Genomic DNA, 23461 nt, shown 5'->3' on the forward strand with positions numbered 1-23461 from the left:
TGTTACCTGGTGATGAAAGCTGGAAGGAAATCGGGACTTTATTTTAGCGAAACGCCGGCAAGCTGCTGATTATGACACCATTGTGACAATGGTACGCACCAATTTTTCGCATTGCGCGTACTTTCTTATGGATAAAAATATGTTCTTTCATAGCACACAATTTATTTCTCATTGTTTACATTGTCAACTGGTACGAACCAATATAACATCCAGCTCACTGAAGGACGACTCGCGTTGCAGCGCGCAGCGGTCCTTGCGATTGACCGACTTACTTCACAGGAGAGCACTATGCAAGCGAAATTGGGAATGTTGGCAGCCGGGTCCATGGCCATGCTGCAATGGGGCACGGCGCAGGCGCAGCAAACAGCGGACGCGGCGCCGACCGTGGTACAGATCACCGGGCAGATTCTGGGCAAAGGCGAGGCGCGCGCCAACAGCGTGATCGACCAGGCCACCATTGCCGAGCAACCGGCTGGCCTCGACCCGCTGAAACTGCTGGCGCGCGTGCCTGGCATGCAGGCCACGTCGAGCGATGCACTGACCGGCAGCTTTTCGATGCGCCTGTCGATGCGCGGGTTTAACAAGGAGCAGATCGGCGTGTCCATCGACGGCATCCCGAACGGTTCGACCCTGTCGAATGGCGGCACGATGCCGAACCGCCTGCTCGATCCGGCCAACCTGGTGCGCGTGGACGTGTCGCAAACCGCGGGCGACCTGGGCACGCCGTCGAACCAGGCGCTGGGCGGCTACATCGACTTCAAGACGCGCGACCCGGCCAAAGAACGCGGTGGCGAACTCGAAGTGGCCGGCGGCAGCTTCGGCTACCGCCGCGCGTTTCTGCGCGTCGATACCGGCAAGTCGGCCGCCGGCACCAGCGCCTACCTCGATTACTCGAGCGAATACGTGCGCACCTGGCCCGGCGACGAAGCGGGCCGCAATACGCGCCGCCACGCCGACGTGCGCGTGCTGCAGGACCTGGGTGGCGGCTCCAGCCTGCGCGGCACCGTCAGCTACAACAAGTTCAGCGACAACGACTATGACGCGGTCGCCCTGCTGGCGGAGTCGGCCAAACTGTACAAGGCGACGTTTTACGGCAACCCGAATACCGACGGCCTGACCGACACCTGGACCGGCAATCCCGCCGTCGACCAGAATTACCGCGGCACGCGCGGCATCAACAGCGAAGACATCCTGGTCCACGTCGACTGGACCCAGCGCTTCGGCGAAACCGGCAAGCTGACGCTCAAGCCCTACTGGCACAACCAGGAAGGCAATGGCTGGTTTTATGTGCCCTACGTCCAGCTGCCGGCCAACGGCCTGGCCTACAGCACGGTCGCGCCGGGCGGTAAACCAGTCGCCACGGTGCAGGAGTGCTACCGCAACCAGTACCAGCGCGGCGCTAACGGCGCCCTGCTCCCGACCACCGCGGTCGCCATTCCAACCGGATCGAGCAGCGCCGCGCTGGCCGCGGCGGGTTGCCCGGCAGCGGCGCGCTATGCAATGAATCCGGTGACCCAATGGGGCGCGCGCGAGGCAAGCACGCGGCGCAGCGACAACAGCATCGACCGCCAGGGCACCGTGGGCGAAGTCTCCGCGGCGTTGGGCGAATTCCAGCGCATCCGCGTCGGCGGCTGGTTCGAGCGCACCACGCGCAACAAGGTGCGCAACTGGTTCGCCGCCACTGACCCAGGTGTGGGCGGCGCGTTCGACGAAAGCGCGCTGTATTCAGTCACCCAGGACCGCCATTATTCGTCGAACACGGCCATGGCCTATGTGCAGGACAAGGTCAGCCTGCTGGACGGCCGCCTGCAACTCGACCTCGGCGCGACTTACCAGCGCTTCCGCGAAGACTACGCTTCGCCGGTCGAATTTTCCGGCACGCGCGCCCTGCAGGTGAGCTCGAAACTGCTGCCAAAACTGGCCGCCCTGTACCGCATCGACGACGACTGGGAAGTGTTTGCCAGCGGCGCGAAAAACTTCAGCGCCATTCCCGATACCGTCTTCGAAGGCACCGCCGCGGTCGACGCCAAGGCCGGCATCAAGCCGGAGACCTCGGTCAACAAGGATGTCGGCGTGCGCTGGACCGGCAGCAACGGTTATGGCGCATCGCTGTCCGCCTATAAAATCGATTACCGCGACCGCATCTCGATCCAGAACGGCAACCCGAACGGCGACATTTTTTCGCGTGACGCCACCACCACGTTTGCCAACCAGGGCGGGATCAGCTCGCGTGGCGTCGAGGCCAGCCTGCGTGCCAGCGCCAGCCTGTACGAGCTGTATGCAAACTTCTCGTACAACGACGCCCATTACGTCGGCAATACCCCGGCCGAAGGCATCAAGTCGGGCGACCCGGTGCTGGGCGCACCGCGCCGCAGCGCTTTTGCCGAAGCCACCTGGAAGCCGGCCGCCAGCTGGCGTGTCAGCGCCAACCTGCATTATGTGGGTGAAGCGGCCGGCACCTACGGCGACGTGCCCAACACGGTCATCACGGGCGGTCCGGCGGTCTATCCGCGCCAGTACATGCCCGCGTACACGCTGACGGGATTGAATGTGACGTACAAACCGAGTGGCAGCCTGTTCGGATTTGGCAGCCGCACCGAGTTCGCTTTCAACGTCGACAACCTGTTCGACCGGCGCTACCTGGGCGGCGTCGGCACCGAACTGACCAGCTCCAACGCGCTGACCACGGGCCGCTATTTCCTCGGCAGCCCGCGCACGCTGTACGCGTCGATGCGCGTGAAGTTCTGATGCGTCTGCGGCCAGCCGGCCTGCTGCTGGCAGCCAGTCTGCTGGCGGCCTGCGCGGCACCACCCGGCCTGGGCGCCGGCGCGCGCCTGCGCTTCATCGGCGAGCAGCGCATCGCCCACCAGCAGCCGTTCCAGGGTACGCTGGTGGGCGGCTTGTCGGGCATCGACTACGATGCGCGGCGCGGCAGCTGGGTGATGGCCAGCGACGACCGCGCCGAACACGGCGCGGCGCGCTTTTATAGCGCCCACTTCGATCTCGACGCAACTGCGTTCCGGGCCGTCACATTTGACGCCGTGCATGCATTCATGCAACCGGATGGCAGCGCCTATCCGTCGCCCGCCAGCGCCAGGAAACCGGGCGATGCGGTGCCCGACATCGAAGCGATCCGGGTCGATCCGGACGATGGCAGCATCTGGTACACCAGCGAAGGAAACGGACCATACGGTATGGCGCCTTTTGTGCGCCAGGCGCACCCGGACGGCGCCTGGCGCACCAGCCTGCCGATGCCGGCCCGGTTCTGCCTCGACGCCAGCCAGGCGACGGGGCCGCGCAGCAACCTTAGCTTCGAGGGCCTGGCCTTCGCCCCGGACGGCCGCTCGCTGTGGCTGGCCATGGAAGCCCCCCTATTGCAGGATGGCGCGCTGGCCGACACCACCCACGGCGCCCTGACCCGCCTCAGCCAGTTCGACCGCACCGGCCAGATGCTGGCCCAATACGCGTATCCGCTCGACGCAGTGCAAGCTCTGGCGGCACCGGGGCGTTTCAGCGACAACGGCGTGGCCGATCTATTGATGATCGATGCGCACACGATGCTGGTGCTGGAACGCTCCGGCGTGCAGGATAGCACCGGCGTGTTCCGCTTTTATATACGGCTGTATATCGCGGATCTGGCGGGTGCGGACGACATTCGTGGGCGCGCCGCGCTGGCCGGCGCTGGGGTGCGGCCGATGCGCAAGCGCCTCCTGCTCAACCTCAACGCCAGCGGCCTGGAACGGGTCGACAACATCGAGGGCATGGCATGGGGACCGCTGCTGGCGCATGGCCGGCGCAGCCTGGTGCTGGTATCGGACGACAATTTCAGCGCCAGCCAGGTCACCCAGCTGCTGGCATACGAGGTGCGGCAGGATTAGGCCCTGTTCGTCGACCCCATCACGGGCCGGCGCCCCCGCTGGCGGAGCAGGCGCCTGTTACAGCGCGTGCAGCACGCGGAAAGCGTACATGTCGGCCAGGCTGCAAAACTGCACGGCGGGTATGGCGATCGTGCCGCTGCGTGCAGCCAGCCGTTGCACCCAGCGCCCGGTGGCCGCCTGCAAGGCCCGGGCTTCCTGTTCGTTTAACATCTGGAAAATGTAGCCGAAGGTCAGGTGGTAGCGATAGCTATCGTGGTTGCGGTCGCGGATGCCGGTGAACTGCGCCAGCGCATCGCGCAACGCCGCCAGCCTTCTGGCGGTGCGCTCGTTGGCCGGTTGCAGTGGCACGTGGGGCGCGCCTTCGGTCATGAACCTGGGCGCGTCGAAGGCGAACTCGAAGCGCGGCTCGGCCAGGCGCGCATGATCCTGCAGCTGGCGCAGCCACTGCGCGGTGACCGCGGCAACCGGCATGGCCGGCGCCACTCCCTGTGGCCAGCGGCGCGTGCCCTGGTCTTCATCGTTCAGGCCGCCGAATATCGTGATGTGGTAGCTGCTCGGTGGCGTCCAGGCGATCTTCGCGGCGAACGCGTGGCCAGGCGCCTCGCGGTAGATATCGAGCAGGCCGTCGAAACTCTCGTAGCCGGCCCCCTGCTGCTCCACGTGGCCGATGAAGGTATTCCCGCCGAACGGCATGACGGTGCCGTCCGCGCGGAATTTTCTGCCCACATCCCGGGGCGGGCGGGAAGTGGGCAAAACGGACGCTGTCGCCGTGCCCGCAGACAAGCCGGGGACGGCCGCTGCCAGTGCGCCGGCGGTAAGGAAGTGACGTCGCGATAATGTATTCATGGTGCTCCGCGTGTGGTTCAAAACATAAAAATTGACCGGTCGGACCAGGGCCATCCGCGTCGCATGCACGCTGCGGATGGCCGGCGCGCTTACATCTTGTAGTTCAGCCCGACCAGCACCGACGGCGCCAGTTTCCAGGCCGATTGCTGGTTTTCCTGGTTGCGGCCGTAGTTGTATTGCATGCTTTGCCCGGTTGCGTTGATCACGTCGAGCGACACGGCAAGTTTTTTCGTCACGTCATAGCCCAGCTGGAAGTCGATATTGTTGGTCTTCTGCTGGAAGCGGTTGGCATAGAACCCGGCCACCGTGTAGTTCGGATAGCGGTCATCCCACAGCGTGCCGACGTGGTTCCAGGCCAGGCGCCCGCGCAGCCGCGCGCGCTCGTAGTACAAGGTCATATTCCATTGCTGGCTCGGCCGCTGCGGCATGGTCGACAGCGTCTGGGTGGACGTCGTCGCGCCGTTCTGCAGGATGACCGGATACCGGGCCCGGGTGAACGTCGCATTCGCACTGATGCCAAAACCGCGCAAGGCCGGGGCGATGAAGTCGAGGTCCTTGGTCAAGCCCAGTTCTAGGCCCGACAGCTGGACCTTGCCGGCCGCATTGCGCGGCTGCGTCACCACGACCATGGTCGGCACACCATTGATGTCCATGCTGGTGCTTTCGCCCCAAGTGAAGATCTCGTCCCTGATCGTCTTGTGAAACAGGCCGACCGAAACGATGCCGCGCCCGCCGTCCAGGTACCAGTCGTGGCCCACATCGACGTTGTTCGACGAGCGCGGCTTGAGATCGGTATTGCCCAGGCTGAGCGTGGGATTCACGCCGCTCGAGAGCACGCCGCCGGTGGTGGCCAGCTGATTCCAGCGCGGCCGCCCCATGGATTGCGACAGGCCGACGCGCAGCTTGCTGCTGTCGCTGGTCTGGTAGACGCCGGTCACGGACGGCAGCCACTTGCGGTAGGTGTGCTCGCGCTCGACCGGCGCCCATACATTGCGGGCCTGGGTCCAGCCGCGCATAGCGTCCTCGGTTTCCTCGGTGCGCACGCCGCCCGCCACCATCCAGTGCTCGGCCTTGAAGCGGCCTTGCAGGTAGGCGGCATTGACCTGTTCCGCCACGGCATAGGTGGAGCCGTACTGGGTCGCGATATTCACGACCGAGGTCCCGGCCGCCGCATACGTCTTCAACATGGCATCGACGCGCGCGGGATCGATCAGCAGCATTTTGGTGCAACTGAGGCCGCACAGCGTGCCGCTGCCTGCGACGTCCGCCAGCGTGAACGGTTTGCCGTTGTCGAACACGCTGCGGTAGGTGGAATCGATGTCGGAGCGCACCGCGCGCAGGCCGAAGGCCAGGCCGACGCCGCGCGCATCGTCGCCCATATTTCGCTTCACGTTCCACTGCAGGTCGCGCACCTTCGACGTATAGTTCTGCTCGGTGGACTCATGCTGGGTGAAGCCATACTTTGCCGGGTTGGCCGCATTCGCGCCATTGACCGGCGTGAAGACGGGCGCGCCGGCGCCGGTCCAGTCGTAGTTGAACGCCATGTTCGACTGCGTGTAGTTGTCGAACATCTGCGGGTTGTCGACGGTACCGCGCGAGACACTGGCGCGCAGGTCGGTTTTCCAGTCGCGGTCGAGCTGGAAATTGAGCTCGCCGTTGACGCCGCCGAGCGAGCGCTGCCAGCGCAAGCGCCCCAGTTGGATCAACTGGTTCACCGAACTGAGGGTGCCGGTGGTCGCGCTCTGGTTGGACACCGTTGTGGTGGAATTGACCGAGGCGTTCTGGGTGTTCCGGTCGGCGCTTTCCATCTGCCTGAAATAGAACGCGCTCACGTGACCGCTGAGCGCGTCCGACGGGCGCCAGTCCAGGCGCGTGGTCAGGCCACGGCGCTGGCGCAAATCGTCGTAGTCGTACCACAAGCGTTGCGCCGGCACGGCAAACCCGTTGCCGGCATACGCGCTGGTGTTGCGCGTGCCGTTCGGGTTAAAAAAGTACATCGTGCCGCCGCTCTCGGTCTGCGGCACGTAGATCTCGCGCGTCCAGTAGCTGGCGCTGGCCAGGAACGCGAATTCGTCGTTGGCACCAAAGCGCTTGGCCCACTTGGCCGACGCTTCGCCGGTCGGCGTGTTGCCGCCGTACTGGCTGCTCATCAGGTTTTTGCCGCCCTTGGCGCTCAGGGTCAGCGTATTGTCCGGCAGGCTGTAGCCACTGGCGGTCAGGATGTTGACCACGGCGCCGACGGCCGCGCCGTCATGCTGCGGCAAGAAGCTCTTGATCACATCGATGCGGCTGGCGAAGTTCGATGGCAGCATTTCCATCAGTTGCTGGCGGCTGCCGATGTCGCCGCCGGCGAGCGCGAAGCCATCAATCTGCGTGGTGTTGTAGCCGCCATTGAGGCCGCGCACCACGATGTAGCGCGGTTCGCCCTGGTACAACATGACGTTGACGCCGGTGACACGTTTCAGGGCGTCGCCCATATTGAAGTCGGGCAATCTGCCCACCTGGTCCGCGGCCACCGTATCGACCACCACGTCGGCGTCCTGTTTCGCGGCAATGCTGCGCGCATTGATGGAGCGCATGCCAGTGACCAGCACGGATGGCATCACGCCTGCCGCATCCGTATCGGCAGGCCCGGGGGCCACACTGGCCTGCCCATCCTGGAAGCCATTGCCAGGCGCTGCCGCCGCCATCGTGGTCAAGACACTATTCACGGCCAGGGCGATGATCGACCACCCTATAGTCCGCCGCGCGGTTAGCTTCATCTTCATTGGATCCTCTCTGTTGTGACTGACCGGCCTGCACGGAAGGGCATGACGGCGCCGAATATAAGGATTAGAACGTTCTAATTACTGCTTGAGGCAAACAAATTAGAACGTTCTAATGAAACTGAGAGTACTTGTTGTTTTTGACAGCCGTGTGACCGATAGTATTTTTAGCGCGACCCTCGCGCTGCCGCTGGAGTTCAGGTAAGCTCGGCGCCGGAAGGATACTCAATGACAATAATTGCATGTAAAACCAGCGCGGTGCACCATGTCAGATAGACCAAAACGCGCGACGATCCGCGACGTGGCCGTCCAGGCCGGAGTCAGTTTCCAGACCGTGTCGCTGGTCCTGAATCACCCTGAAAAGGTGGCCGAAAAAACCCTGGCGCACATCCGCGCGGTGATCGATGCACTCCATTTCGTGCCGAGCATGGCGGCCCGCTCGATGCGCCAGATCCGGACCAAGACCCTGGCGTGCATTTCCTTTGGCGCGCGCGCAACCTACGATAACCGTTCGTTCCAGATCCAGGATACCTACTGGAACAATGTGCTGCAGATGCTCGGCCGGGCATCCGACGCGCAAGGTTACGCCTTGCTGCAGCGCCACCAGAACGACCAGGATGCCAACGCGCTGGCCGAGGTGCGCCAGCTGTTCCAGGCCGGCCGCATCGACGGCGTGATTGCCATCGTCGAAACGGTGGCCAACCCGGTCCTGCTCGAATTGCAGCGCGAACATTTTCCGCTCGTCGTCTTCGGCACGCGCGACCCCGCCCTGCCCTATGTGGCCCAGACCAATGCCGTGGCCAGCGCGCAAGTGGTCGACCATTTGCATGCACAGGGGTGCCGCCGCATCGCCTTCATTTCCGGCGAACGCGATGGGCGCGCCAACGAAGACGTCAATGAACGCTTGCACGGTTACCGTACAGCCATGCAGCAACACGGTCTGCCGGTCGACCCGGCCTGGGCGCTGGCCGGCGACTGGTCGCTCGCCAGCGGCCACCGGATCGCGCAGCAGCTGTGTGGCAGTAGTGCCGGCCCGGACGCCCTGATCTTCGCCAGCGACCGCATGGCGCTGGGCGCGCTCAAGGGCCTGCATGACATCGGGCGCCGCGTCCCGTCCGAGGTCCGGGTGGTCGGCTTCGACAATATGCAATACGACGATTTCAGCGTGCCGCCGCTGACCAGCGTCCACTCGCCCGTGTACGACATGGCGACCATGGCGGTGCAGATCCTGGTCGACCGGATCGAAGGGCGCACGGACGATCTCTTGCCGCAGCACATGTTCGCAACCAGCTTGGTGCTGCGCGAAAGCAGCGCTGTTGGCACTCGGCCAGCACCGGCAGGAGCGCCGCCATCGCCCTTGCCCGGACCGGAATGACTGCGCTGTGGCGCGCCTACGGTGTGGGCCATTTCGGCAAGAGCCTGATGTGGCATAGCAGCGAATTACTGTTCGCGTTCTATCTCACCGAAGTGTGCCGGATGGCGCCGCAGGTCATGGGTGCCGTGCTCGCCAGCGCGCTGTTCGCGAGCGGCTTGATGGACATCGCGGTCGGCCATCTGCTGCGCACGCACGCACGCTCCGTGCGCAGCGCCGCCGGCGTCCAGGCCTGGGGCGCCTGCGGCGCCGGGCTGGCCTTTTTCCTGTTCCTCGGCATGGAGCTGTTGTTTGGCGGCCAGCATGTGATCGCGGCCATGGCGATCGGCCTGGTGTTCCGCCTGGCCTACGCCTTCTACGACGTGCCACAGAACGCCATCCTGAGCCTGGCGCCAGGTGGCGACCGCCTGCGCGCCGGCCTCGCATCGTTGCGCTTCGTGTGCTCGGGGCTGGCATCGCTGGCAATCGCGGGGGCGGCGGCGCTGCTGCTGGCGCACGCGCGCCCCAGCGCCGCCTTCGCCGCACTGGGCGCCATCGTCGGCATCACGGCAGTGTCCACGGCGCTCGGCTTCCTCTGGGTGGCGCGCAGCGCGACTGCAGGCTGGCCGCTGGCGGCTGCTTCGGCCGCGCCGGCCAGCAGTCAGGATGTCAGCGCCGCACGCACCCGCCGGGGCCTGGTCCGGTTGCTGGGACTGGCTTTTGGTGTGAGCGCCTGCGCCGTCGTGTTCACCAAACTGGAACCCTACTTTGCCGCGTATATATTAACCACGCAGGCGGCGCGCGGCACGCTGCTAGCCGCCGTGGCGTGTGGCGGCATCGCCAGCCAGCCGGTCACGTTCTGGGTCGCCAGCCGCTGGAACGTGCCGGTGGCCTGCAGGGTTTGTGCCATGTCCGCCATTGCCGGCGCCGGCGCGTTTCTCCTGCCTGGCACCGGCGCCGTCGCATGGCTGCCGGCGACCGGCTTTCTGGTCGGCTTTGGCCTGCAGGGACTCGGCATGCTGCTGTGGACCGCAGTGGCCAACCTGACGTCCGCCTCGGCACGTACCCCTGCGCCGCTGGCGCCAACCGTGGTGTTCGGCCTGCTCACCTTCAGCCAGAAGTGCGCATCGGCGCTGGGCACGCTGGCCATCGGGGCGATCCTCGGCGCGCACCAGGCCGGTGCCGCGAACACAGGCCGATTGGCGCCGGTCGTGCTGGCGATGGGCGCAGTGCCGCTTGCCTGCGCGCTCGTCGGCCTGGTGTTTGCCCGCCACCTCAAACCGCTGGGGTAATTCCAGCGTGCCACATTCCTGAAGACCGGACCGGCGTTTCCTGCCGATGTCGGGTCGAAAACGAAGTAAAACTATTTCTCGACTAAAACTTACTTTATAGTGAGTTCTGATCTTTGAAGGAGCGCGCGGTGCACATTCTGATTGGCCTGGTTTTGATCGTCGCACTGGTGGCGTGGTTTTATCATGCAACGCGCCCTGCCCCTGGCATTGCCGAAAGTGCCCGCAGCGCATCCCTGCAGGGAATGTCCGTTGCCTATATTTCTGGCGGCAAGCTTTTTTGCAAGACCGATAACGGCCCGGCACGCGAAATTGGCAGCCCCTATATTCAGCAGGTGGTTGACCGCCTCGAGCGCAGCAAGGAGCGCAACGCCTGGAAGCAAGGCACCAGCTTCCAGGTCGCGGCGCACGGCGGGGTGCGCGACTTTGAAGGGGCCGGGGCGGGCATCCGGTTCAGCTCGGCAATATTCCACAAGGACCGGGGTCTGCTGTATTTTCTTAGTGACAATACAATTGGCGGACTATTCACGTTCGACCTCGATACGGGCGTGGAACTGCGTCTGCTGCACAAGCAAAGGCTCGACCTGTCTGATCTGCAGCTCGATGCAGGCGGCAGCCGCATCATTGCCAGCGCCGTCGCTCCGGATGGCATCAGCAATATCGCCACGCTCGACATCGAAGGCAACCAGTTCCGGGAAATGACCGCTGGCGACACCGTCGACGCTGCACCCGCCTGGGTGCACAACGAACCCGACACGATCGTGTACCAGTCAGCCGGGCTGGCGCGCAGCCCGCAGGGGTATGTAGCGGCAACCGGTCACACGACGATCCAGAAGCTTGATATGCGCAGTGGCAGGATTCAGACGGTGCTCGAGTCCAGCGAGCACGACTTCCTGCATCCGCGTGTCTCGGCTGATGGTGTATTGCACTTCATCCGGCGTCCGTACGTCGGCACGAATTACTCTGCCGGCAACATATTCATCGACACCCTGCTGTTTCCTTTCCGTCTATTGCGCGCAGTGTTCCACTACCTGAATTTTTTTTCGCTCATGTACAGCCGTAAGCCGCTCACTGGTGCGGCTGGACCGAAAGTGCACGCCGACATCAAGCACATCATCCTGAAAGGGCGCCACATTGATGCCGAAAAGGCGCTGCGCAAGGAGAACGCAATCAATGGTGTTGCATCGCTCGTGCCACGCTCATGGGAACTGGTCAGCAGGACCCGCCAGGGCCAGGAGACTGTATTGGCCACCAACGTCGCCAGCTATGATTTACTGGCTGACGGCAGCATCATTTATTCCAACGGCCGCGCGATGTTCCTGCTGGGCCATGGCGGCCAGTCGAGCGTGCTGTTACAGGCAGACCTGATCGGCGAGATCGTCGGCAGATCAGCGTGACGGTGTGCGTTTTCGGTGTGGAGTAAATGTGGCCCGATCGTCCCTGTTGCGTCAAGGGCGATGATGACCGGGTTACGGCACGCCGTCCCGGGATGCACTACACTCAATGGGTATTCCAACCCGACAGTGAGGACATCATGCATACCAGCAGAGTGAACCGGCGCACGAATTTGTATAAAAATACCCAGGGTGAAACGTTTGACGCGGCTGTGGTCAGGCAGGGTATGTTGCTCAAGCTTCAAGTCAACACCGTCAGTGCCATCGAGTACATGAAGAACCGTGGTATTTCCCCGGCCATCATCCAGCGCGTCCTGTCGGGTTTGCAGATGCGCGACGATGACAAGCTGGCCATCGCGACCTTCATTCACCGGCACTGACCAGGTCAGGCGATGATGGGAATTGGTGCCGGTGCTTGAGCCGAACCGGACTGTGGCTGTTGCCGTTGCGTGTTGCAACTGCAGACAGCCACACTGTACAAGCGCTATGTGACGCTCACATGACTGGCGATCGCGCACGCCGTAGCAAAGGAATCAACGCCGCATGAAAATAGACGCCGATGTGTTTCGGGTGCAAGAAGGCAACACCGTCGACCTCGGTCTGTGGCACACCCGTACCGACCCGCTGTGCATCTCCGGGAAGCAATACCACAAGCGCCTGAAGGATCACGTGAAGCAGTTGAGCGCGCTGCAACGCATGCTGTATGCCTCAAATCAACACGCCTTGCTGCTGGTGTTTCAGGCCATGGATACCGCCGGCAAGGACGGCGCGATCCGGCACGTGATGTCGGGAATCAATCCACAAGGTTGCCAGGTATGCAGCTTTCAGCATCCTAGTCCACGCGAGCTGCAGCACGATTTTCTTTGGCGCACCACGCGCGACCTGCCCGAGCGCGGGCGCATCGGCATCTTCAATCGCTCTTATTATGAGGAGGTGCTGATCGTGCGCGTGCATGACAGCCTGTTGCAGGCTGAAGCGGTGCCGGACGCCGCCGCTGACGACGCCATCTGGCAAGGGCGCTTCCGCTCGATTGTCGACATGGAGCGCCACTTGCATGCCAACGGCACCCGCATCGTGAAGGTGTTTCTGCACCTGTCGAAGGAAGAGCAGCGCACGCGACTGCTGGCCCGTATCGATGAGCCCGACAAAAACTGGAAATTCAGCGCAGCGGACATGACCGAGCGCGCCTGCTGGGACGACTACATGCATGCCTACGGCGAAGCACTGGCTGCGACCAGCACCACCGATTCACCCTGGTTCATCGTGCCGGCCGACAACAAGCACAATGCCCGCCTGATCGTGTCGCAGATCGTGCTCGATGCCCTGACCGGCCTGCAGCTAAGCTATCCGACGGTCAGCGAAGCGCGCCGCCACGAACTGCAGGCCGTGCGCAAACTGCTCTCGACAGCGGGCTGAGGCGCCCGCCGCGCACTACACGACGCTGTGCCACGGCGCCGACAAGCGCACCGCGCAATTGATCAGCCCCACCATCGAATAGGTCTGCGGGAAATTGCCCCACATCTCTCCGGTGACCGGATGGGTGTCTTCCGACAGCAGCCCCACGTGGTTACGCGCCGCCAGCATGGCGTTGAAAATTTCGCGCGCCTGCTCCACCCTGCCAATCCGCGCCAGCGCATCGATGCGCCAGAACGTGCAAATGTTGAAGGCCGTCTCCGGTTTGCCAAAATCGTCCGGCGCCTCGTAGCGGCGCATGTACGGGCCATCGCACAGCGACAGCTCGAGCGCATCGACGGTGGCAATGAAGCGTGGGTCCATGGGATCGATAAAATTGATTTCCGCCATTAACAGCACGCTGGCGTCGAGGTCGCGCCCGCCCAGGCTTTCGGCGAAGGCCTGGCGTTCCTCGCTCCACGCTTCGTGCAGCAGGCGTTCGCGGATCAGGTCGGCACGTGCGGCCCACATGGCGGCGCGCGCATCGAGCGCCAGTGCGGCGGCGATCTTGGCGAGCCGGTCGCACGCGGCCCAGCTCATCAGGACGGACGAGGTGTGCACGCGCGCGCGGGTGCGCAACTCCCACATGCCGGCGTCAGGCTGGTCGTAGACCCGGAACGCCTGCTCGCCCACCGCCTCGAGCGCCGCGAATTCGGCAGCACCGGCCTGGCGGAACAGGCGCTTGTCGAAAAACGCCTGGCTGGCGCCAAGAATGATGTTGCCATACACATCGTGCTGGAAATGCTCCTGGGCCTGGTTGCCCACCCGCACCGGACCGTTGCCGCGGTAACCGGGCAGGTGTTCCACCAGTGATTCGGGTAGCTGTTCCTCGAGCCCGATGCCATACAGCGGCTGGATATGGCCGCCCTTGGCGCGCGCCACCACGTTCGAGAGCCAGCGCAGGTAGTCTTCCATGGTGCCCACTTCCGACAGGCTGTTGAGCGCGCGCACCACGAAGAACGCATCGCGCAGCCAGCAGTAACGATAATCCCAGTTGCGGCTGCTGCCAGGCGCCTCGGGAATACTCGTCGTCATTGCCGCGATGATCGCGCCGGTGTCCTCGTACAGCGACAGCTTGAGCGTGATGGCGGCGCGGATCACCACGTCCTGCCATTCGAGCGGCACCGCCAGGCGCCGGCTCCAGGTGCGCCAGTAGCTGATCGTCTCCTTCTCGAAACCAGCGGCCGTGTCGCCGATGCCGCCCTCCAGGGTTTCGTCGGGACCGAGCATGAAATTGGTGGTCTGGTCGAGCAGGAAATATGATTCTTCGAGCAGGTAGTTGAGCGAGATATCCGTGTTCAGGCGCAGCGTCTGCTCCGGCCCGACATAGCGCACGTGGTGGCTGCCCTGCGTGGTCTGCGGCGCCAGGCGGCCCCAGTCGTAGCGGGGGCGCAGCCGGACCCGGATGCGCAACGGGCTGCCCAGCAGGCGCACCCGGCGCACCAGCATCAGGGGGCGGAACATCCGGTCACGGCTCTCGAAGCGCGGCGCGAAGTCGGTGATTTCAATGCCGCGCCCGATGCTGTCATAGAGGCGCGTGCGCAGTACGGCCGTGTTCGGCTCGTAGACCTGCTCGCTGCGCGCGAAGTCTTCGATCTCGATGGCCCAGATGCCCCCCTTCTCGCTGGCATCGAGCAGTCCGTTGAACACCGGGTCGCCGTCGAAGCGCGGCAGGCAGCACCAGACCATCTGGCCAGCCTGGTCGATCAGCGCGCTGAAGGCGCAATTGCCAACCACGCCGCAATCGAGCGAGGCTGGCGGCAAGGCCGTCGGAAAGGTAGTGGAATCGGTCATATCAGTTCCTTTGCATTCATTGATCAAGCAGTTGGGCCAGGGCCGCGCGCAACGCGGGCGCCGAACCGATCCGGTGCTGTGCCACGCTGGGCCCGGCGCCAACCTTGATGGCGATGCCGCCACTGCCCTGCACCAGTGCAAAACCGGCCTCGTCAGTGGTGTCATCGCCGAAAAACACCGGGCGATGCCCGGCAAACGGCGCGGCGGCCATGAAGGCGGCAATCGCGGTGCCCTTGTCGACCCCGGCAACCTTGACCTCGACGATCATCTTGCCTTCCATCAGCAGCAAGTCCGGCGTACCGCGCACCACCTGCGCCAGCGCCGCCTTGCAAAGCGGACCGGCTTCTGGCGCCTGGCGAAAATGCACTGCCAGCGCGCCATACTTTTCTTCCACCCAGACGTCGGGATAGCTTGCTGCCAGCGCGTCCGCGCAGGTGCGCGCCGCCGCCAATGACGGCAAGGGCGCGTAGAACAGGGTGCCGTCGGCGCCGCGGCGCTGCATGCCGTGCACACCGGCCGCCGGCAGCACCAGCGGCGCCAGCAAGGCATCGATCTGCTCGATGGGGCGGCCGGACACAATGGCCAGCCTCCCCTCCAGCTGGCGCGAGAGCGCTGCCAGCACGCCGACCAGGCCGGGCGCGACGCGCACCGCAGAGGGCGTGTCGGCAAGGTCGATCAGGGTGCCGTCCAGGTCGAGGAACAAGGCGTCGTCAGGGTCAATTTTCAGGTTTTGCATCGTCTCGCCGGTAGGTGGTATGCGCGTCATGCCGCGCGGCGCGGCTTGCTGCGCGCATTGATTTTGTCGATTTTGGACATCACGCGCGCACGCTGACGCAAGCGCGCCGCGTCCTGCAGCATCTTGCCGGCCCAGCGATAGACATTGAAGTCCTTGACGCGCCGGCGCATGCTGCGCATGCGCTCGGCCTGCTCGCCCGGGGGCATGCTCAAGGCTTGTTGCAAGGCCTCGGCGCCCTGTTCAATATGGTAGGGGTTGATGATCAGCGCTTCGTGCAGTTCGCGCGCTGCGCCGGTGAACTGGCTCAGGATCAGGACGCCCTGCTCATCGTCGCGCGCCGCAATGTATTCCTTGGCCACCAGGTTCATGCCGTCGTGCAGGCTGGTCACCATGCACACTTCCGACGCGCGGAAGTATTCGGCGATTTGCGCCTGCCCATGGTGCTCGGCCTTGAGGATGATCGGCATGTAATTGCCGTCGCCATACTTGTGGTTGATGCGCTGCGCCAGGGTGCGCACGCGCGCCTCGAAGTTCTGGTATTCCTCCAGCGCGGAACGGGTCGGCGCCGCAATCTGCACGAAGGTGAATTTTCCGACCAGCGCCGGCTCGAGTTCGAGCAGGCGTTCGACCGCCTGAAACCGTTCGACGATGCCCTTGGTGTAATCGAGGCGGTCGACCCCGATGCCGAGCAGGTGGTCAGCGGGCAGACCGAGCGCCTGGCGCACCGCGGCACGACAATCGGCAACGCTGGCTTCGCCTTCGTGCGGCTCCGGCCAGGCGATCGAAATCGGATAGCGCTGCACCTGGGTCAGTTCGCCGCCGTAGCTGACGGTCGATGCTTCCGTTTCGATGCGCGTTTCCAGATAGCGGTCGACGGTATCGAGGAAATTCTTGCGGTGAAACGGCGTATGAAAACCGACGATGGTGCTGCCGAGCATGCCGTCGAGGATTTCCTCGCGCCACGGGCAAATGCCGAACGATTCCGAGTTTGGCCACGGAATGTGCCAGAAGGTGATGATGGTGGCCTTCGGCAGCACGGCTCGCACCATGCGCGGCAGCAGTGCGAAGTGATAATCCTGCACCAGCACCACCGGATTGTCGCTCTTTGCCTCGGCAATGACCGCATCGGCGAAGCGCTGGTTGACCTTCACATATTGTTCCCAGTCGGACGAGCGGAACACCGGGCGCACGTGGGCGATGTGGCACAGCGGCCAGAGGCCCTCGTTGGCGAAGCCGTAATAGTACCCCTGTTCCTCTTCCTGCGTCAGCCAGACCCGGCGCAAGGTGTAGCTCGGATGATCGGGCGGTACGGCCACGTGGTCGTTGCGGTCGACGGTGTCGCGGTCGGCGCTGCCGGCGCCGTGCGCAATCCAGGTGCCCGAGCAGGCGCGCATGACCGCTTCGACGGCGGTGACGAGGCCGCTCGCCGGGCGCTTGATTTCGATACCGTCGGGCGTGCGGCTGTGGATGTACGGTTCGCGATTCGACACCACCAGCACCTGGTCACCCGCCAGATCGTTTTGCAGGAGCTGTTTCAGCGTGTCCGCAGTCCACTCGCCGGCCGGTCCGCTCTCGTCCTGCTGCTCCTGGCGATACTCGTGCAGCATGGCGCGCAAGTCGTCGGCCAGGGGATGATCCACGGCCTCGTCGGTCACACCGCTGGCGCGCGGTCGCAGTTCGCCGCGCAGCAGTTCCTTGACGCCGCTGATCCAGCCGCGCCAGCTCAGGTACGCGATCAGCAGGCTGACCAGCGAAATCACCAGCGCCAGCAAGCCGAAGAAGCCGACGATGTATTTGCGCGTGTCGGCGCTGCGCCGCTCGATGAAACTCATGTCGTGCACCAGCACCAGGCGTCCGAGCCCGATGCCATCTTTGACCAGTGCACTTTCGGCGACATGCACCGATCCCTGCGCCAATTGCACGAGTGCCGCGTCGGCGCCAGCGGCCGGCTGCCAGCAGCCGAGCGAGGCCGGATAAGTCGCCGTCGCGTACAGCAGCTTGCCGGCCGGGTCGCAAAAACCCAGGGCATACAGGCGCTCGTCCTGGATCGCCCGGTTGAATAACTGGTCGATCCGCTTGCCCGACTTTTGCGGAATGTAGTCGAGCAGCGGGTCCTGCAAGGCATTCGCCAGCGATTTCGAGCGGATGTCGAGGTCGCGCACAAACCAGCGCGTGGTGGCCTTGTCCATCAGCGGCACCACCAGGTAGCCGACCAGGCCAAGTACCACCGCCAGCGGCACGATGAAGCGCAACACCAGCAGCACGGGGCGAAAGCGGGTCGGGGTAGTCATGAGAGAGCCCATTCACAGCAGGGCATGGCAAAGTTCAGCGTCACAGGTATCCTTTCATTCGACAGGGCGGCGTGGCTCCGCTGGATGCGGAGCGACAACGGCGCGCAGCTTGGAACGGTGCCGGCAGGAAGAACAAGCAGAGGGCGATGAATGGCAAGCGAGGGCAATGCACGCCGGGGACGCAGAGGACGCACGCAAGACGCGCCACGCCGCCGTCGTTTGCCAGTTGCGCCATGAACGATTCCGCACGACCGGCATACGGATTAAGTGTAGCAGAGAATGTATTTTTGCCAATTTTGTTATCGTACACACCACTTTTTACGCGCCGCAGCGGCGCCATGCTAAATTGCTGACTTTTTTGCGCCCCATGCCAAACACACCATCAGCAGCCCCCCTGCAAGCGTCCCTCACGGCTGACATCCATGACGACGGCGATTTCTCCGACATGCTCAGCGAGCAGAGAATCCTGTTGCCGGGCGCGCAAATGCTGACCGCCTTTCTGATCATCCTGCCCTTCAACGGCGGTTTCCAGCATATTGTGCACAGCGAAAAGCTGGTATTCCTGGGCACCTTCATCTGTTCGATGACCAGCCTGTTGTTGCTCAGCGCCCCTGCCATCCAGCACCGGGTGATCCGGCCGCTGGCGGACCGGGCCGCGTTCAAGCAGCTGGCCAGCAAGTTCATCGTGGCCGGCGCCCTGGCCCTTGCGTTCGCGTTCACCCTTGCGACCAATCTGGTGATCTCCGAGGTGTTCGGCACGGTCGCCGGCCTGGCCGCCAGTGGCTCGATTGCATTGCTGATCCTGGTACTGTGGTGGCTGCTGCCGATGCATTTGCAGCGCTCGTCGCGGTTTTAACAACCGATGATCTATGCTGGCGCTATTTTCAGGATCGGACCAGGAGTCGCTTTTGGATGCAGTCAAATTAGGCCCCCTCGTGATTCCGATCCAGGTCGCGCTGGTGCTGACCAGTATCTTGCTTGCACATGCGGTGGGCGCATGGTTTCGCGCGTCACGTAGTGTCGATCCAGGTCCGATTCTATGGAAAATGATCTTTGGTGGCTTTGGGGCAGCCCGGCTCGTCTTCGTCCTGCGCCATGCCGATCTGTACGCGAGCACGCCGTTGGCGGTGCTTGATATGCGTGATGGCGGCTTCGACAGTGTGGCCGGTTTTGTGACCGCATGCGTGATCGGCGCCGAACTGTCGAGACGAACCCCGCTGCTGCGCAAGCCCGTTTTCGCTGCAGCGCTGCTTGGCTGCACTCTTTTTATTGGCGCAACGGCGCTCAATCAGGCACTTTTTTCGGCGCGAGCGCCAGTGCCGGCAGTTGACCTGCGCCGACTGGACGGGTCAGCCGTAACGCTGACCGATTTTACCGGCCGCCCGATGGTGGTCAATCTGTGGGCAAGCTGGTGCCCGCCGTGCCGGCGCGAGATGCCGGCAATGCAGATGACCCAGCGGGCCCACCCCGAGATGGCGTTCGTCTTCGTGAACCAGGGCGAATCGGCCGAAATCGTCCAGCAATATCTCGCCGCGCAAGGGCTGCAGACGCAGAATGTGCTGATCGACCGGGCCAAACAACTGAGCGCGCGTACTGCTTCGTCAGGCTATCCGACGACGCTGTTCTATGACGCCAAGGGCCAGCTGGTCCAGCGCCACATGGGTGAACTGTCGCGCGCAACGCTGGAAGACAAAATCGAAGGTCTGCAAAAGCTTCCGTAAGTTGCTTTGAGGCTTGCAAGCCAATGCACCAACGACGCGACGTCAACATCTGCACACTTACAATATATATTTTCATATTATATTGTTTGGTATATTATCAGGTCTTCGCATTCCACCTGTATGAACCATGCCCGATGTTAAAAATTCACTGGATATCAACCAGATGCGCGTTGCCGCGAGTGCCGCGTGTGGTTTGTTGAAAGTGCTCGCCAACCCGGACCGGCTGCTGTTGCTATGCCAGCTCACACAAGGGCCTCAGTGTGTGAGCGAACTTGCGGCCATCCTGGGAATCCAGCAACCTACCCTTTCCCAACAGCTTGGCGTGTTGCGCGACGAGGATCTGGTGCGCACCCAGCGCGAAGGAAAGCAGATTTTCTACAGCATTGCCAGTAACGAAGCGCAGGCCATCATGCAGGTCCTGTATCAGCACTATTGTGAAAAACCGAAAGGCACAGCGTCATGACGATTGACTGGACAAATTTCACGCCCTGGGCCTCCCTGGCCGGTGGCATCCTGATTGGCCTGGCGGCCGCACTCTTCCTGCTTTTCAACGGGAGAATTGCCGGCATCAGCGGCATCCTGGGTGGCTTGCTGCAACGGCCTGCCGGCGACATGGCCTGGCGCATTGCATTCCTGCTCGGACTGGTTGGCGCACCGCCCGTGTATGGCATCGTCGCGCCGCTACCCACGGTACAAGTGGACGCCGGCACCGCAACGCTGGTCGTGGCGGGCTTGCTGGTCGGCATCGGCACCCGCTACGGCTCGGGTTGCACGAGCGGCCACGGCGTGTGCGGCCTGTCGCGTGGTTCGATGCGCTCGCTGGTCGCCACCGCCGCCTTCATGACCGCCGGCTTCGTCACCGTGTTCACCCTGCGCCATCTTTTCGGATAAAAAACCGCCATGCACATCATCACATCGCTTATTACCGGGCTCATCTTTGGCATTGGCCTGATCCTCTCCGGCATGACCAATCCTGCCAAGGTCATCGGCTTTCTCGACCTGGCAGGTCGCTGGGATCCGTCGCTCGGTTTCGTCATGGTCGGCGCCATTCTGGTCATGCTGTTTGCAGCACGCTGGGCGCGGGGACGCACACAGTCGCTGACCGGCGCTGCCATGCGCATGCCCACGGCAACCGGGATTGATCGCCGCCTGGTTCTGGGCAGCCTGACCTTTGGCGTCGGCTGGGGCCTGGCCGGCTATTGTCCCGGACCAGCACTGGCGTCGCTGGCCAGCGGTGGCGCCAAGCCATGGCTGTTTGTCGCGGCCATGGTCGCGGGCATGCTCGTGTTTGAAGTGCTGGAACGCGTGCCGAGCCGTCGCAAGCAGACCGCCTGACGCCTCAATTCCTGGCGCGATACAACTTCAGGCCGTCCAGTCCATGCAGCAGCAGGTCAGGCGAAGCTTGCCGCGTTCAGCACTGACAATGCGCACCAGGCGCGTTAAATTGGAGAACGACATGAAGTGGCGGCAAATGCACCCCGCGGACCTTGACGCAGTCGTCGCCATCGCCGGCCGGGTCCATCCCGATTTTCCGGAAGAGCGCGACATTTTCGCGGACAAGCTATCCCTGCACGCAGGCGGCGCGCTGGTACTGGAAAGTGGCGCGGCCGTGGCCGGCTATTGTTTTGCCCATCCCTGGCATGGCACCCAGCCGGCGCCGCTCAATACCCTGCTCGGCGCGATTCCGGCCAGCGCCGATGCGCTGTACCTGCACGACCTGGCCTTGTTGCCGGAAACGCAGGGCGCAGGGGCCGGCACGGCTGCCATCGCGATCCTGCTGGCCAAGGCAGCGTCCTTGCGCCTCGAACGATTGTGCCTGGTGGCCGTGAACGGCTCCATGCCGTTTTGGTCGCGCCATGGTTTCGTCGTCACGGATTCAGCGGCACTGCGGACCAAGCTTGCCTCGTATGGCGCCGAGGCCCGCTTCATGGTGCGCGCCGCCGGCTAATCGGGCCGCATGGGTGCGCTCGGCCGCGCATGCAGCCAGCGCGCATGTGCCGCCCGCGCGGCATAATCGAGCGCGTAGCCGAGCACGCCGATCAGGATGATGGCCGCCATCAGTTCCGAATACGCCAGCCGGTCGCGGGTATCGAGAATAAAATAGCCCAGCCCTGCCGACACCCCCAGCATTTCGGCCGGCACCAGCACGATCCAGATGATGCCGATTGCCAGGCGCACACCGGTCAGGATTTGCGCCGTGATACCCGGAAGCACCAGGCGCCAGACCGTTTCCCACTTGGTGGCCGACAGGCTGCGCGCCAGCAGCATCCAGTTGGGGTCAAGCTGCATGACGCCCGCCACCGTGCTGAGCATGACCGGCCACACGGCCGCGAAACCGAGCAGGAAATACACCGGCGCATCGCCCACACCCAGCACCATCACCGCCAGCGGCATCCAGGACAGCGGCGAGACCATGCGCAGCAGCTGGAACAACGGCGTGCTGGCGCGCGCAAATGCGCCCGACATGCCGATCAACAGCCCGAGCGGCACACCGAACAGGATGGCGCAGGCCAGACCCACACCCACCCGCTGCAGACTCAGGGCAGTGTGCACCCAGATGTCGCGCCCGGTGATGAGGTCGACCAGTGCGTGCAAGGTCGGCAGGGGCGCGAACGCCGCCGCAATCGGCGTCCTCGCTTCCAGCCCATGCACCCCCAGCGCCCAGAGCAAAATTGCCAGCGCGAAGCCGGTCAGCGGCCACAGAACACGACCGGCCATCAGACGGCGATCGTCTCGGTGCGCATCAGGTCGAGCGGCAGACCGAAGGCGGCCGGGCCGCCCGCCAGCGTGATCGCTTTGCGCACGAAGCGGTCGTCGATCAGGTCGCGCGCGACGAACTTCGGATCGAGCGCGGCCAGGAACTTGGTGTCGCCCTCGACCTTGGTCTGGCCGATCGCGCGCACCAGTTCTTCGGTGTAGGACGCAAACGGGAACGGCTGGAAGTCGATGCGGCGCTGGTTCCAGGCCGGGTGCGCGATGATGCGGCGCTTTTCATAGGCCGAATAATCAGTCACGGCCAGCACCTTGGTCAGCGTTTGCAGCGGATGCGGCGTGTAGCGGTGTGCGTCCGAGTTGGAGAGCAGCTTGGCCGTCTCGATCTGGTTCGAGCGCGACCACAGCTGCGCATTGACGATGGCATTCGTGACGCGTTGCGACCATTCCGGCTTGTCGTTCAGGTCGCGCTCGGCAAGGAAGGTGACGCAGCAGGCGTGATTTTTCCAGACGTCGCCGGAAAACCGCAGGATCTTGCCGACGCCCGCCATTTCGGCAGCCGCATTGAACGGTTCGGCGACAATAAAGCCGGCAATCGCCTTCGACGCCAGCGCCGAGACCATTTCGGCCGGCGCCATCACGATCAGGTTGACCTCGTTCGGTTTCAAGGCATCGCCGCGCCCGCGCGTGACCACCGTCAGCTTGTTCGCAGTCAGGATTTTTTGCAGCAGGATGTTATGGATCGAGTACCAGAACGGAATCGCCACGGTTTTGCCGCCCAGCTCGGCGACTGTGTTGATCTCGTTCTGCACCGTCAGCGCGGAGCCATTGATGTGGTTCCAGGCCACCACCTTGGCGGGAAATTTGGACCCGTAACGCACCCACAAGGTTGCCGGCGACAGCATGTGAATCACGTTTACCTGGCCCGCAACAAACGCTTCGGTGATCTGGGCCCAGCTGCGAAACAGGCGCGGCGTTTCGGTTTTCAGGCCTTGGGCTTCGAACAGCTTGCGTCCATGCGCGACCAGCAGCGGCGCCGCATCGGTGATCGGCAGGTAGCCAATTTTGACGGGCTGGTCGTCGCCCTTGAAGCCCTGCGCCATGGCGTCGCCGGCGAACAGCATGCCGGAGGCGGCGCCGGCGCCGGTCAACGCCGCCATGCGCATAAAGTCGCGCCGGCTCATGCCGCAGTCGCAATCGGAAGCCGCGCAGATGTGAATTGGATTACGCAT

20 protein-coding genes are annotated in these 23461 nt (G+C 63.8%); 13 read left to right on the forward strand and 7 right to left on the reverse strand.

Annotated elements, in window-relative coordinates; all coding sequences use genetic code 11:
* Window positions 1-288: 288 nt before the first annotated feature.
* Together V6M87_RS21070 and V6M87_RS21075 are read left to right on the forward strand one after the other, a co-directional pair.
* Window positions 289-2748: a TonB-dependent receptor domain-containing protein gene (locus V6M87_RS21070; protein WP_332878628.1), complete on the forward strand. Its 2460-nt coding sequence runs from the start codon at window positions 289-291 to the stop codon at window positions 2746-2748.
* On the forward strand, window positions 2748-3878 hold the full coding sequence (locus V6M87_RS21075) for an esterase-like activity of phytase family protein (protein WP_332878629.1): 1131 nt from the start codon (window positions 2748-2750) through the stop codon (window positions 3876-3878). The genes V6M87_RS21070 and V6M87_RS21075 overlap by 1 nt, the downstream gene beginning before the upstream one ends.
* A 57-nt stretch (window positions 3879-3935) precedes the next feature.
* Here the strand turns inward: V6M87_RS21075 and V6M87_RS21080 are convergent, their stop codons facing one another.
* Together V6M87_RS21080 and V6M87_RS21085 are read right to left on the reverse strand one after the other, a co-directional pair.
* The gene (locus V6M87_RS21080) at window positions 3936-4724 is read right to left on the reverse strand and encodes a DUF1868 domain-containing protein (RefSeq protein ID WP_332878630.1); all 789 of its coding nucleotides are present in this window, start codon (window positions 4722-4724) and stop codon (window positions 3936-3938) included.
* Window positions 4725-4813: 89 nt separating this feature from the next.
* A complete protein-coding gene (locus V6M87_RS21085) occupies window positions 4814-7492 on the reverse strand; it encodes a TonB-dependent receptor (RefSeq protein ID WP_332878631.1) in 2679 nt (892 codons plus the stop codon).
* 262 nt (window positions 7493-7754) lie between these two features.
* Here V6M87_RS21085 and V6M87_RS21090 point away from each other — a divergent pair, with 262 nt between their 5' ends.
* The 5 genes from V6M87_RS21090 to V6M87_RS21110 all read left to right on the forward strand — a co-directional run bounded on the left by V6M87_RS21090 (window position 7755) and on the right by V6M87_RS21110 (window position 12939).
* A complete protein-coding gene (locus tag V6M87_RS21090) occupies window positions 7755-8864 on the forward strand; it encodes a LacI family DNA-binding transcriptional regulator (RefSeq protein WP_332878632.1) in 1110 nt (369 codons plus the stop codon).
* On the forward strand, window positions 8861-10132 hold the full coding sequence (locus tag V6M87_RS21095; RefSeq protein ID WP_332878633.1) for an MFS transporter: 1272 nt from the start codon (window positions 8861-8863) through the stop codon (window positions 10130-10132). Before V6M87_RS21090 ends, V6M87_RS21095 begins: the two co-directional genes overlap by 4 nt.
* Before the next feature lie 113 nt (window positions 10133-10245).
* Entirely contained in the window at window positions 10246-11526 is a 1281-nt protein-coding gene (locus V6M87_RS21100) for a hypothetical protein (protein ID WP_332878634.1), read from the forward strand.
* Window positions 11527-11663: 137 nt separating this feature from the next.
* The gene (locus V6M87_RS21105; RefSeq protein WP_332878635.1) at window positions 11664-11903 is read left to right on the forward strand and encodes a hypothetical protein; all 240 of its coding nucleotides are present in this window, start codon (window positions 11664-11666) and stop codon (window positions 11901-11903) included.
* Between the two features lie 163 nt (window positions 11904-12066).
* On the forward strand, window positions 12067-12939 hold the full coding sequence (locus tag V6M87_RS21110) for an ADP-polyphosphate phosphotransferase (RefSeq protein WP_332878636.1): 873 nt from the start codon (window positions 12067-12069) through the stop codon (window positions 12937-12939).
* A 15-nt stretch (window positions 12940-12954) separates the two neighbouring features.
* Here the strand turns inward: V6M87_RS21110 and V6M87_RS21115 are convergent, their stop codons facing one another.
* From V6M87_RS21115 to V6M87_RS21125, 3 genes are read right to left on the reverse strand one after another with little or no spacing between them, the layout of a single operon-like run.
* Window positions 12955-14769 (reverse strand): glycoside hydrolase family 15 protein, encoded by a 1815-nt coding sequence (locus tag V6M87_RS21115; RefSeq protein WP_332878637.1) that lies wholly within the window; start codon window positions 14767-14769, stop codon window positions 12955-12957.
* Between the two features lie 16 nt (window positions 14770-14785).
* On the reverse strand, window positions 14786-15535 hold the full coding sequence (gene otsB, locus V6M87_RS21120) for a trehalose-phosphatase (protein ID WP_332878638.1): 750 nt from the start codon (window positions 15533-15535) through the stop codon (window positions 14786-14788).
* Window positions 15532-17796, reverse strand: a complete 2265-nt coding sequence (locus V6M87_RS21125; RefSeq protein ID WP_332878639.1) for an alpha,alpha-trehalose-phosphate synthase (UDP-forming) — start codon at window positions 17794-17796, stop codon at window positions 15532-15534. The genes otsB and V6M87_RS21125 overlap by 4 nt, the downstream gene beginning before the upstream one ends.
* Window positions 17797-18163: 367 nt before the next feature.
* On the opposite strand from V6M87_RS21125, the gene V6M87_RS21130 reads away from it, so the two are divergent.
* From V6M87_RS21130 to V6M87_RS21155, 6 genes are all read left to right on the forward strand, one after another.
* Window positions 18164-18652: a DUF6328 family protein gene (locus tag V6M87_RS21130; RefSeq protein WP_332878640.1), complete on the forward strand. Its 489-nt coding sequence runs from the start codon at window positions 18164-18166 to the stop codon at window positions 18650-18652.
* A 52-nt stretch (window positions 18653-18704) separates the two neighbouring features.
* Window positions 18705-19517 (forward strand): TlpA disulfide reductase family protein, encoded by an 813-nt coding sequence (locus V6M87_RS21135; RefSeq protein WP_332878641.1) that lies wholly within the window; start codon window positions 18705-18707, stop codon window positions 19515-19517.
* A gap of 127 nt (window positions 19518-19644) precedes the next feature.
* Window positions 19645-19980 (forward strand): ArsR/SmtB family transcription factor, encoded by a 336-nt coding sequence (locus tag V6M87_RS21140; protein ID WP_332878642.1) that lies wholly within the window; start codon window positions 19645-19647, stop codon window positions 19978-19980.
* On the forward strand, window positions 19977-20408 hold the full coding sequence (locus V6M87_RS21145) for a YeeE/YedE family protein (protein ID WP_332878643.1): 432 nt from the start codon (window positions 19977-19979) through the stop codon (window positions 20406-20408). Before V6M87_RS21140 ends, V6M87_RS21145 begins: the two co-directional genes overlap by 4 nt.
* A 9-nt stretch (window positions 20409-20417) precedes the next feature.
* Entirely contained in the window at window positions 20418-20852 is a 435-nt protein-coding gene (locus V6M87_RS21150) for a YeeE/YedE family protein (RefSeq protein ID WP_332878644.1), read from the forward strand.
* 121 nt (window positions 20853-20973) lie between these two features.
* Window positions 20974-21465: a GNAT family N-acetyltransferase gene (locus V6M87_RS21155; protein WP_332878645.1), complete on the forward strand. Its 492-nt coding sequence runs from the start codon at window positions 20974-20976 to the stop codon at window positions 21463-21465.
* On the opposite strand, the gene V6M87_RS21160 is transcribed toward V6M87_RS21155, so the two are convergent.
* Window positions 21462-22235 carry an ABC transporter permease gene (locus tag V6M87_RS21160; protein WP_332878646.1) on the reverse strand — a complete coding sequence of 258 codons (774 nt, stop codon included), beginning with the start codon at window positions 22233-22235 and terminating at the stop codon, window positions 21462-21464. The two genes, V6M87_RS21155 and V6M87_RS21160, sit on opposite strands and share 4 nt — an antisense overlap.
* Complete coding sequence (locus tag V6M87_RS21165) at window positions 22235-23461, reverse strand: ABC transporter substrate-binding protein (RefSeq protein ID WP_332878647.1); 1227 nt, start codon at window positions 23459-23461, stop codon at window positions 22235-22237. The genes V6M87_RS21160 and V6M87_RS21165 overlap by 1 nt, the downstream gene beginning before the upstream one ends.

Source organism: Massilia sp. S19_KUP03_FR1, from assembly GCF_036688685.1.
GTDB lineage: Bacteria > Pseudomonadota > Gammaproteobacteria > Burkholderiales > Burkholderiaceae_D > JALYUM01.

Excerpts from the sequence above, each read along its gene's own strand:
- V6M87_RS21070 (WP_332878628.1), top strand. The coding sequence starts at position 289 with ATGCAAGCGAAATTGGGAATGTTGGCAGCCGGGTCCATGGCCATGCTG.
- V6M87_RS21075 (WP_332878629.1), top strand. The coding sequence starts at position 2,748 with ATGCGTCTGCGGCCAGCCGGCCTGCTGCTGGCAGCCAGTCTGCTGGCG.
- V6M87_RS21080 (WP_332878630.1), bottom strand. The coding sequence starts at position 4,724 with ATGAATACATTATCGCGACGTCACTTCCTTACCGCCGGCGCACTGGCA.
- V6M87_RS21085 (WP_332878631.1), bottom strand. The coding sequence starts at position 7,492 with ATGAAGATGAAGCTAACCGCGCGGCGGACTATAGGGTGGTCGATCATC.
- V6M87_RS21090 (WP_332878632.1), top strand. The coding sequence starts at position 7,755 with ATGTCAGATAGACCAAAACGCGCGACGATCCGCGACGTGGCCGTCCAG.
- V6M87_RS21095 (WP_332878633.1), top strand. The coding sequence starts at position 8,861 with ATGACTGCGCTGTGGCGCGCCTACGGTGTGGGCCATTTCGGCAAGAGC.
- V6M87_RS21105 (WP_332878635.1), top strand. The coding sequence starts at position 11,664 with ATGCATACCAGCAGAGTGAACCGGCGCACGAATTTGTATAAAAATACC.
- V6M87_RS21110 (WP_332878636.1), top strand. The coding sequence starts at position 12,067 with ATGAAAATAGACGCCGATGTGTTTCGGGTGCAAGAAGGCAACACCGTC.
- V6M87_RS21115 (WP_332878637.1), bottom strand. The coding sequence starts at position 14,769 with ATGACCGATTCCACTACCTTTCCGACGGCCTTGCCGCCAGCCTCGCTC.
- otsB (WP_332878638.1), bottom strand. The coding sequence starts at position 15,535 with ATGACGCGCATACCACCTACCGGCGAGACGATGCAAAACCTGAAAATT.
- V6M87_RS21125 (WP_332878639.1), bottom strand. The coding sequence starts at position 17,796 with ATGACTACCCCGACCCGCTTTCGCCCCGTGCTGCTGGTGTTGCGCTTC.
- V6M87_RS21130 (WP_332878640.1), top strand. The coding sequence starts at position 18,164 with ATGCCAAACACACCATCAGCAGCCCCCCTGCAAGCGTCCCTCACGGCT.
- V6M87_RS21140 (WP_332878642.1), top strand. The coding sequence starts at position 19,645 with ATGCCCGATGTTAAAAATTCACTGGATATCAACCAGATGCGCGTTGCC.
- V6M87_RS21145 (WP_332878643.1), top strand. The coding sequence starts at position 19,977 with ATGACGATTGACTGGACAAATTTCACGCCCTGGGCCTCCCTGGCCGGT.
- V6M87_RS21150 (WP_332878644.1), top strand. The coding sequence starts at position 20,418 with ATGCACATCATCACATCGCTTATTACCGGGCTCATCTTTGGCATTGGC.
- V6M87_RS21155 (WP_332878645.1), top strand. The coding sequence starts at position 20,974 with ATGAAGTGGCGGCAAATGCACCCCGCGGACCTTGACGCAGTCGTCGCC.
- V6M87_RS21160 (WP_332878646.1), bottom strand. The coding sequence starts at position 22,235 with ATGGCCGGTCGTGTTCTGTGGCCGCTGACCGGCTTCGCGCTGGCAATT.
- V6M87_RS21165 (WP_332878647.1), bottom strand. The coding sequence starts at position 23,461 with ATGCGTAATCCAATTCACATCTGCGCGGCTTCCGATTGCGACTGCGGC.